At 59.4% G+C, this 9,944-nt stretch carries 9 protein-coding genes and 1 pseudogene; 5 read left to right on the top strand and 5 right to left on the bottom strand.

The features are described from left to right. Nucleotides 1–143, top strand: a 143-nt coding sequence (locus tag PMI18_RS31665) for a hypothetical protein (protein ID WP_007907068.1), incomplete at its 5' end; no start/stop codon positions are given. Nucleotides 144–495: 352 nt separating this feature from the next. On the opposite strand, the gene PMI18_RS02195 is transcribed toward PMI18_RS31665, so the two are convergent. Beyond that, on the bottom strand, nucleotides 496–2,457 hold the full coding sequence (locus PMI18_RS02195) for a DNA topoisomerase III (RefSeq protein WP_033036896.1): 1,962 nt from the start codon (nucleotides 2,455–2,457) through the stop codon (nucleotides 496–498). A gap of 115 nt (nucleotides 2,458–2,572) precedes the next feature. Continuing rightward, nucleotides 2,573–2,902 carry a DHCW motif cupin fold protein gene (locus PMI18_RS02200; RefSeq protein ID WP_007907062.1) on the bottom strand — a complete coding sequence of 110 codons (330 nt, stop codon included), beginning with the start codon at nucleotides 2,900–2,902 and terminating at the stop codon, nucleotides 2,573–2,575. A 151-nt stretch (nucleotides 2,903–3,053) separates the two neighbouring features. Between PMI18_RS02200 and PMI18_RS02205 the strand changes: the two genes are divergently transcribed. Next, entirely contained in the window at nucleotides 3,054–3,416 is a 363-nt protein-coding gene (locus tag PMI18_RS02205) for a DUF427 domain-containing protein (RefSeq protein WP_007907061.1), read from the top strand. Between the two features lie 60 nt (nucleotides 3,417–3,476). On the opposite strand, the pseudogene PMI18_RS32055 reads toward PMI18_RS02205, so the two are convergent. Then, nucleotides 3,477–3,554 (bottom strand): annotated as a pseudogene (locus PMI18_RS32055) (hypothetical protein); the annotation flags it as partial. A 76-nt stretch (nucleotides 3,555–3,630) separates the two neighbouring features. Here PMI18_RS32055 and PMI18_RS02210 point away from each other — a divergent pair. The 3 genes from PMI18_RS02210 to PMI18_RS02220 all read left to right on the top strand — a co-directional run bounded on the left by PMI18_RS02210 (nucleotide 3,631) and on the right by PMI18_RS02220 (nucleotide 7,683). After that, complete coding sequence (locus PMI18_RS02210) at nucleotides 3,631–4,152, top strand: sigma-70 family RNA polymerase sigma factor (RefSeq protein ID WP_007907059.1); 522 nt, start codon at nucleotides 3,631–3,633, stop codon at nucleotides 4,150–4,152. Then, nucleotides 4,149–5,105, top strand: coding sequence for a FecR domain-containing protein (locus PMI18_RS02215; protein WP_007907057.1), 957 nt, complete (start codon nucleotides 4,149–4,151; stop codon nucleotides 5,103–5,105). Before PMI18_RS02210 ends, PMI18_RS02215 begins: the two co-directional genes overlap by 4 nt. A gap of 103 nt (nucleotides 5,106–5,208) precedes the next feature. Next, the gene (locus PMI18_RS02220) at nucleotides 5,209–7,683 is read left to right on the top strand and encodes a TonB-dependent siderophore receptor (protein ID WP_007907056.1); all 2,475 of its coding nucleotides are present in this window, start codon (nucleotides 5,209–5,211) and stop codon (nucleotides 7,681–7,683) included. Between the two features lie 59 nt (nucleotides 7,684–7,742). On the opposite strand, the gene PMI18_RS02225 is transcribed toward PMI18_RS02220, so the two are convergent. Together PMI18_RS02225 and PMI18_RS02230 are read right to left on the bottom strand one after the other, a co-directional pair. Further along, nucleotides 7,743–9,365 (bottom strand): MFS transporter, encoded by a 1,623-nt coding sequence (locus PMI18_RS02225; protein WP_007907054.1) that lies wholly within the window; start codon nucleotides 9,363–9,365, stop codon nucleotides 7,743–7,745. 179 nt (nucleotides 9,366–9,544) lie between these two features. Then, nucleotides 9,545–9,944, bottom strand: a 400-nt coding sequence (locus PMI18_RS02230; protein WP_007907052.1) for a GMC oxidoreductase, incomplete at its 5' end; no start/stop codon positions are given.

Genomic DNA, 9,944 nt, shown 5'->3' with positions numbered 1-9,944 from the left:
CCCGTTCGGGCAAGATCATGCGCCGGATTCTGCGCAAGATTGCGACGGCGGAATACGATGGGTTGGGGGACATTTCGACCCTGGCCGATCCGGGTGTGGTGCAGCATCTGATCGATACCCACAAAACCATGAACGCTTCATAAACTACAAAAAAGCCATGTCGAGGATGAAGCTTCCCCTGGTGATTTACCGGGAGGAGCTTCTTTGTCCTTTTGGCTGCTGTGCGGTCGCTGTTAATTAGACTCTCCCGCCCGTTACTGAGGCTTGCTAGCAGAGCGCCCACAGAGTTACTAAAACAAAAGCTGTGTGCGAACACAGGGTATTTTTAAATGTAGCTGCCGCTTGCGGCCAATCGCTGACCAAACCTACCTGGTCATCAAGGATTTGCTTGGTGATTGATGCGTAGGGATTGACTCTTTCTTAAGCTATTGAAAATTCTTGGTTTTTGATTGATGGCACTTCATGGAATTTCAAAATCCGTGAATAAGTTTTAAATCATTCTGAAAAACTACGGTTGCCCGTCGGTTTCGCCACGCGTTTGGCGCCGGTCGAAGGCTTGCGCTTGGCCGGTTTGCGTTTGTTTTTCCATGGTGTGGCACCACGCCCGGCCGGGCTTGCCGGCCCGCTGATGGTCAGGTTTAGGCCGGCGCAACGTGCCACCTGCTTGCTCATCCACGCAGCCTGTTTGGTAACGAACTCTTCCAGGCTCATTTCACCGCTCTGCACCATATCTAGGGCCTGTTCCCAGATCGCCGTGGTGCCGGGGTCGGCAATCGCGCGCGGCACGGCATCGATCAGGCTGAACGCTGCCGGCGTCGCCGCCAGGGCCTTGCCGTTCTTGATCAGGTAGCCGCGGTCCAGCAGGCCCTGGATGATCGAGGCGCGTGTGGCTTCGGTGCCGATGCCGGTGGTGTCCTTGAGCTTTTGCTTGAGCAGCGGATCTTCCACCAGTTTGGCGACGTTCTTCATCGCCTTGATCAGATCGCCTTCGGTGAACGGCTTGGGCGGCTGGGTCCAGAGGTCCTTGAGCTTCACATCGGCCACCGCGCAGTCACGCCCTTCGGACAGTGTCGGCAGTGTTTGCGGCGCGGGTGCTTCGCGGCCCTTGGCTGGCGCGAGGGCCTCGGGCAGGGCGCGTTTCCAGCCGGGCTCGACAATCTGCTTGCCCACGGCGCGCAAGGCTTCACCGGCGCAGTCGAAGTCGGCCTGAGTCCGGTCGTATTCATGGTTGGGCAGGAACTGCGCCAGATAACGTGCACGAATCAGCGTGTAGACCGCCCGTTGCTTGCCTACCAGGCGGTCGAGGTTTTTCGCCGCCGCCGTCGGAATGATGCCGTGGTGAGCGCTGACCTTGGCATCGTTCCAGGCCCGTGAGCGGCGCTGGGGCTCCAGGTGATCGTGCAAGGCGTTCAGGGCCGGGTCGGCCTGCCTCAGCGCAGCAAGAATACTTGGGGCTTCGCTGTGCTGACTCAGCGGCAGGTAGCCACAGTCGCTGCGCGGGTAGGTGATGACTTTGTGGGTTTCGTACAGCGCCTGGGCGATGTCGAGGGTTTCCTGAGCGCCGAGCCCGAGCTTTTTCGAGCAGACTTCCTGCAAGGTGCCCAGATCGAACGGCAAAGGCGCGACTTCGCGCATGCGTTCGGTGCGCAGTTTGATTACCCGAGCGCTCGCCGCACCGCTAATGGCCGTAGCTGCGTGTTGAGCCAGCGCCTGATTCAGGCAGCGGTCCTGATCGTCGCAAGCGTCGGAGGCCGCGCGCCACTGGGCGGTGAACGCCGTGCCGTCATGCAGCAGTTGCACATCGATCGCCCAATAGGCCACTGGGACGAAATCGGCAATGCTGCGGTCGCGATCCACCACCAGGCGCAAGGTTGGCGTCTGCACCCGACCGACCGGCAATACACCCTGATAGCCGGACTGACGCCCCAGCAGGGTGAACAGCCGACTCATGTTCATCCCGATCAACCAGTCGGCCCGGGAGCGCCCCAACGCCGAATGATAAAGGCTGAACGTCTCGGCCCCCGGCTTGAGCGCCGCCAGTGCCTTGCGGATCGATGCATCGTCCAGCGCCGATAGCCACAACCGCCGGATCGGCCCGCGATAACGGCAATGCTCCACCAGTTCCCGGGCGATCATCTCGCCCTCACGATCGGCGTCGGTGGCAATCACCAGTTCACTGGCCTCGCCGAGCAAGCGTTTGACCGCCTTGTACTGGCTGGCCGTGCGCGGTTTGACGGTCATCTTCCATTTTTCGGGAATGATCGGCAGATCTGCCAGCACCCAACGCTTGTAACGTGCGTCATAGGCATCCGGCGGTGCGGTTTCCAGCAGATGGCCGATGCACCAGGTCACCGTGACATTCGTTCCCAGCCAGCAGCCGTCGCCCCGGCGTTTGGCGCCGAGCACGGCCGCGATGTCTTTGGCCTGGGAAGGTTTTTCACAGAGGTACAGCTGCATAACCACCATCATCGATCAGTGTTCGAGAGGTGCACAGAATGGCGGCTGATGAGCGATGGAGCAATCTTTATCTGTATGGATGTACAGCTTAAGCTGTTGCGGTTGATGACAGCGGTCAATCCACCACAAACAACCGGGCGCCAATGGCGGTGGATGAACGATGTGCTTCGGCATTGTCCGCGACCTGATAGCTCATGCCCGGCGTGAGGACGAAGACTCGACCATCCTCCAGTTCGGTGTGCAGTTCCCCTTCCAGGCAAAACAGCACATGCCCCTTTGAGCACCAGTGATCGGCCAGATACCCGGGCGTGTATTCGACGATACGCGCGCGAATCGCGCCGAACTGCCGGGTGCGCCACAGGGCGCTGCCAGTCTCGCCCGGGTGTTCGGTGGGTTCGATTTGCGACCAGTCGGTGGTGCCGAAGGGGATATTGGCAATGTCCATGCTGCTCTCCAAGTGTGGGGCATGCTTTTGTGAGGACCTGCACTGTAACTGAAGCAAGCTCCGTTCGGCTGTGAAGCAGTCGCGATACCGAAACATGAGGTATACCTGTCGGATCGCGATACAGCGCAGCAGCGACAGAGGATCCTACGCTATGAAAGCCCCTGGCCCCGGTAATCCCATCGCCATCAGCCCTCAACCGGGCTGCGTGGTGGTGAAGTTCCATGGCATTCAAGTGGCGTCGTCCACTCGGGCGCTGGTCATGCATGAGGCCAATTATCCTCCGGTGTACTACATCCCCCGCGAGGACATCGCCGAACAATATTTCGCCCGCACCGATCACACCAGCTATTGCCCGTACAAGGGCGATGCCAGCTATTTCAGCCTGCAAATCCCCGGGCATGAAGGCGCCAATGCGGTATGGAGCTATGAGCACCCGAAGGTGTCAGTTGCGCAGATTGGCGGGTATGTGGCGTTTTATCCTGAAGAAGTGACGTTTGAGGTGCTTGATACCTGATTTGCAGAAAACACTGTGGTGAGGGCGCTTTTGTACAGATCACATCGCCAGGCTCACCTCGGTGTACACCACCAACGTAAACGACACCGTTGGCAGGAAACCGCCGGACCAGCCGTTGCCGATGTGGTAGGGCGAGGACATCGTGGCTATTGCAAATCGTCTGTCGCACACATGACAATGCGAGTCATTATCACTCGCGAATTATTCCATCGTCATGTCTTCCAACGATTTATCCCTACGCAGCGCCGTCAATGATCTGTATTGCGACCATCACGGCTGGCTCAATGGCTGGTTGCGCAAGCGTCTGGGCAATGCCTTCGATGCGGCAGACCTGACGCAGGACACCTTCGTTCGGGTGATCAAGGCACGCAGCGCGCTGGAAATTCGCGAACCGCGACCCTACCTGTCGATGATCGCCAAGGGCTTGCTGATCGATCTGTTCCGTCGGCGCTCGCTGGAGCAGTCCTATCTGGAAGCCTTGGCCACAATGCCCGAATGGCAGCAGCCATCGTTGGAGGAGCAGGCGATCCTGTTGCAGGCCTTGATGGAAATCGACCGCCTGCTGCAAGGATTGGGCGCGAAGGTCAAGCAGACGTTCATCCTGTCTCAGTTCGATGGCCTGACCTACCCGCAGATTGCCGAGCGTCTGAATATCAGCACACGCACGGTCAACAACTACATGGCCAAGGCCATGGAGCATTGCTGTTTGATGCAGATTCAGTTGCAACTGGCATGAGCCTTTCGCCCGCTGAGTTGAAGGCAATCAGCATCGCCGCCCAGTGGTACGCCCGACTTCAGTCTGGCGTCGCGACCGATTCGGATCGAGCAGCCTGGAACGACTGGCTGGTCGCTGACCCGTCGCATCGTCAGGCCTGGCAGCGGATGACTGCGGTGGGTGAGCAGATGGCGAGCGTGCCGGGCGCCCTGGCTTCGCCTGTCTTGCGGGGCGCTGAACGATCCCGTCGTCAAGTGTTGCGCAGTGTATTGGTGCTGGGGTCGGCCAGTTCGCTGGGCTGGTTGGGTTGGCGCAGTGAAACATCCCGGAACCTGTTTGCCGATCTGCGCACCGCCGTGGGTGAACGCCGTGAGTTCCGGTTGGCGGATGGCGGCTCATTGCTGCTCAACACCGACACCTCGGTCAACCTGCGTTTCGATGGTCGTCAACGCGTGCTGGAACTGTTGTGGGGCGAGATTCTTGTGACTACCGCTGTCGATCCCGCGCAGCGGCCGTTCAAAGTGGTCACCCGCCATGGCGAGGTGCTGGCCTTGGGTACGCGCTTTATCGTCCGGTCCCAGGAGCAGGGCGGCGAGGTAGCGGTACTCGAGAAGGCAGTAGAGGTCAGTTCGTCTGGCGGTGCATCGAGGGTGCGCCTGGAGGCCGGACAATCCCTGGACTTCAATGGCCACTCGTTGGGGACGGTACGGCGCAACGATGCTTCGGTCGGTGCCTGGCAACAGGGCAGCATCCTCGCCATCGACCGTCCATTGGCGGAATTGCTGGCGGACCTTTCGCGCTATCGCACAGGCGTGTTGCGTTGTGATCCGCGCATTGCCCATCTCAAGGTGTCCGGCGCTTTTCCCATCGATAACACAGACCTGGCGCTGGCCGCGCTGGAGAGCGGTTTGTCGCTGCGCATCAGGCGATACAGTCGATATTGGGTCAATGTTTCGGCTGGGGATATGCACTAGCCAACACAGATCAAAAAAATCTCAGTACTTTGCACTTTTCATACGCATCGTTCGGCTCATCCCTCAATGAGTTTTCATCAAGTGTTTTTGGGGGAGGGTAAGCATGTCTCGGGTGTACACGCCAGATCGTTTGGCTTTCGCAGTGAAGTTCGGGTTGTTCGCGGCAACGACGATTGGCGTTTGGCCAATTGTGGCGATTGCGGCACCGGTGGAACAACAGAATCTGGTTCAATCCTTCGACATCGCCGGGGGCAGCCTGACTGAAGTCCTCAGCCGTTTCGCCAGCACCGCAGGCGCTGCGATTTCGTTCGATGCGCGGCAAACCGAAGGGTTGAAATCATCCGGGCTCAAAGGTGCATTCGGTGTCAGCGAAGGGTTCGCGCGGATACTTGGCGGTAGCGGTCTGCAAGCCGAGCCCCAGGCCAACGGTACTTACGTGCTGCGGCCGATTCCGGCAGCCGGCTCGGCGCTGGAGTTGGGCGCCACCAACATCAATGGGCAGATGCTGGGCGCGACCACCGAGAACAGCGGCTCGTACACCACGGGGGCAGTGACCATAGGCAAGGGCGAACACTCCCTCAAGGAGACTCCGCAATCGGTCACGGTGATGACCCGCAAGATGCTCGATGACCAGAACCTGAACACCATCGACCAGGTTATGGAAAAGACTCCGGGCATCACCGTTTACGACTCGACCATGGGTGGCAAGTACTTCTATTCGCGCGGTTTCCGCATGTCGGGCCAATATCAGTACGACGGTGTACCGCTGGACATGGGCAACCTCTATGTTCAGGCCGACAGTTTCAGCGGTGACATGGCGTATTACGACCGGGTCGAAGTCTTGCGTGGCGCCGCGGGGATGATGAAAGGCTCGGGCGGCACCGCCGGGGGAGTGAACTTCGTTCGCAAGCGCGGCGAGACCACCCCCCATACCGACATCACGCTGTCCGGCGGCAGCTGGGACAACTATCGCGGACAGGTCGACACCGGCGGCCCGCTGAATGAGTCCGGAACATTACGCGGCCGGGCGGTGATCGCCGAGCAGAGCCGGCATTACTTTATTGACGACGCCAGTCGCAAGGATCAGGTGTATTACGGCGCGCTCGATTTCGATATGAGCCCCGATACGACCCTTGGTCTGGGCGTTGCCTATGAGGACATTGATGCCAGTCCTTGCTGGGGCGGCCTGCCGCGCTATAGGGATCGTAGCGATTTGAAACTCAGTCGCTCGACCTGCCTCGATCCATCCTGGAATACCTGGCGCAGTAAACGCACCACCCTGTTCAGTGATCTGAAACACCAGATCAACGAAGACTGGGCCTTGAAGGTCGCAAGCGTTTATACGAAAAACACCCAGGACATCAAATACACGTTCGCCTCCGGATCCGTGACGCCGGGCACCAATACTACCGGCATGCTTGGCAGCCTGTACGACTACGACCAGGTCGATTACGGCCTCGATGCCTACGTGGATGGCAAGTTCGATGCGTTCGGTCGGCAGCATGAGCTGGTGGTGGGTTTCAACGCCAGCCGTTCGAAAAAGGACGACTTCTACTCGGTCGCCTTTCTGCCGCAACGCCAGAATGTGTTCAACCCCGACAAGCATATTCCCGAGCCGGACGACAGCTACTTCATCGACAACTCATCTCGCGGTGGCCCGGTCAAGACTGTGACCAAACAGAAGGGCGTTTACTCGACCTTGCGTCTGAAGCTGGCGGATCCATTGACCTTCGTCGTCGGCAGTCGGGTGAGTTGGTACACCTCCGATACCGACTCCGAATTTATTAACTTGGGTACCTCTGAACACTCCAGTACCACGGAAACCGGGCAGGTCACTCCGTTTGCCGGTGTGCTGCTGGACCTCAATGAGAATCTGACAGCCTATGCCAGCTATTCGGATATTTTTACGCCGCAAGGCAATTTCCGCTCGGAAGACGGCTCGGCCCTCAAGCCGCTGGTAGGCCAGAGTTATGAACTGGGGATCAAGGGCGCCTGGTTCGACGGTCGCCTGAACAGCGCTTTCAATCTGTTCCGCACGCTTCAGAAAGACCAGGCGCAAACGGACTACAACTCATCCTGTCCTTCATCGGATGGCTACTGCTACGTCAACGCCGGCAAGGTTCGTGCCCAGGGTTTCGAGGCCGAGATCAGTGGTGAAGTCATCGAGCGCCTGCAAGTGCTCGCGGGTTACACCTACACTCAGACCAAAACCCTCGACGACATCGACACCAGCCTCAAGGGTGCAGCGTTCAACAGTTATGTGCCTCGGCACTTGTTGCGCATCTGGGGCGACTACGCCCTGAGCGGGTCGCTTGAGCGGTTCACTGTGGGGGCCGGGGTAAACGCACAAAGCGACAACTTCCGGGTTTCACCTGCCAGTGGCGAGAAAATCAGCCAGTCGGGTTATGCGATCTGGAACGGTCGCATCGGCTACCGCATCGATGACACCTGGTCGGTTGCGCTCAACGGCAATAACCTGTTCGACAAACGCTACTACGCCACCATCGGTACCGAGAACTTCGGTAACTACTATGGGGCCCCACGCAATTTTATGGTGTCGGTCAAAGCGAGTTTCTAACGCAGACGAGTATGAAAACGCCCCGCATTGGCGGGGCGTTTTTTTGCCGTTCGTTACTGTCAGTTGGTATCCAGATCCACGTTCTTGGTCTCACGCAAGCAGATCATCCCCACCACCAGGCTGACCCCGGTAATCACCACCGGGTACCACAGCCCGTAGAAAATATCCCCGGTGTATACCACCAAGGCAAACGACACCGTCGGCAGGAAACCACCGAACCAGCCGTTGCCGATATGGTAGGGCAGGGACATGGAGGTGTAGCGGATGCGGGTCGGGAACAGTTCGACCATCAGCGCCGCCAGCGGGCCGTAGCACATGGCGGAGATGATGATCAGCGCGACGATCAGCGCCACGATCATCGGTTTGTTGATCAGCTGGGTGTCGGCTTGTGACGGATACCCGGCCAGGGTCACTGCGCCGCGCAGGGCGGCTTCATCGTAGCCGTCGATTTTCACCTCGCCGATGCTCACCTGCACGGCGCTGCCAGCCGGGGCCGCTTCGCTGTTGTAGGGCAGGCCTTGTTTGACCAGGAAGGTTTTGACCTTGTCGCACGGGCTATCAAATTTAGCCTTGCCCACCGGGTCGAACTGGAAGGTGCAGGTGGCCGGGTCAGCCAGCACGGTGATCGGTGCCTGGCGGCTGGCCAGGTCGATGGCCGGGTTGGCGTAGTGGGCCAGGGTCTTGAAGATCGGGAAGTACAGCGCGGTGGCCAGCAATAGGCCGATCATCAGCACCGGTTTACGCCCGACCTTGTCCGACAGCCAGCCGAAAAAGATGAAGAACGGTGCGCCGATGATCACGCTGACGATCAGCAAACTGTTGGCCAGGGCCGGGTCCATTTTCAGGAACTGGGTGAGGAAGAACAGCACATAGAACTGTGCCGCGTAGAAGGTCACCGCTTGCCCGGCGTTGATACTGAACAGAGCGATCAGTACCACTTTGAGGTTGTCCCATTTGCCGAAGGAATCGCGCAGCGGTGACTTGCAGAGCTTGCCTTCTTCTTTCATTTTCACGAACGCAGGCGACTCATGCAGGCTCAGGCGAATCCAGGTCGAGATGCCCAGCAGCACGATCGAAAACAGAAACGGAATGCGCCAGCCCCAGACTTCGAACTGGTCGCCGGTGAAGTAGCGGCAGCCGAGCACCACCAGCAGCGACAGCAGCAAGCCGAGGGTGGCGGTGGATTGAATCCAGCTGGTGTGGAAACCGCGTTTGCCGATCGGCGCGTGTTCGGCGACGTAAGTGGCAGCGCCGCCATACTCACCGCCCAGTGCCAGGCCCTGAAGCATGCGCAACACCACGAGGATGATCGGCGCGGCAATGCCGATGCTCGCGTAGGTCGGCAGCAAACCGACGCAGAAGGTCGCCACCCCCATGAGGACGATGGTTGCCAGGAACGTGTATTTGCGCCCGATCATGTCCCCCAGGCGTCCGAACACCAGCGCACCGAACGGCCGCACGATGAAGCCGGCGGCGAAGGCCATGAGCGCGAAGATGAACGCCGTGGTGTCGTTGACCCCGGCGAAGAACTGTTTGCTGATGACCGCCGCGAGGGCGCCATAGAGGAAAAAGTCGTACCACTCGAACACCGTCCCGAGGGACGAAGCAAAAATGACTTTTTGGGTTTCCTGACTGGTGCCGGCGCTGCGGACGGCTTCCATGGGCTGAACATGTTCTGACATATCGGTATCCCTCACAGTGATTGTTTTTGTTGTTCCACTGTCGGCGCCAGCCTTATGGGCGGGTGCCGCGTTTATCCATAAAGCGGGGTGTACGTCGATCTTTGTAGGAGCGAAGCTTGCTCGCGAAGGCGTCAGACCTGACACACCGCGTCATCGTTCTTCGCGGGCAAGCCTCGCTCCTACAGTGGGTTGCTCAGCAGTTCCTTCTGCGGGTTGAGGCTCCTTGTGCTGGGGCTGAGCATCAGTTGCGCGGCTTTCTCAGCGATCATCAACGTAGGCGAACAGGTATTGCCCGAGGTGATGCGCGGCATGACCGAGGCATCGGCGATGCGCAGGCCGGGGATGCCGTGGACGCGCAACTCGGCGTCGACCACTGCGTGTGCGTCGTTGCCCATCCGGCAGGTGCCCACCGGGTGGAAAATCGTCGTGCCGATCCGGGCGGCGGCTTCGTGCAATTGTTCTTCGCTCTGCAAGCTGTCGCCGGGCAGGTACTCGACCGGTTTGAACGCTTGTAAGGCGGGCGCGGAGACGATGCGGCGGGTCAGGCGGATGGCATCGGCTGCCACTCGCAAGTCTTCG

This window comes from Pseudomonas sp. GM102 (genome assembly GCF_000282555.1).
Taxonomy (GTDB): Bacteria; Pseudomonadota; Gammaproteobacteria; order Pseudomonadales; family Pseudomonadaceae; genus Aquipseudomonas.
This window is presented reverse-complemented; position numbering and strand designations above follow the sequence as displayed.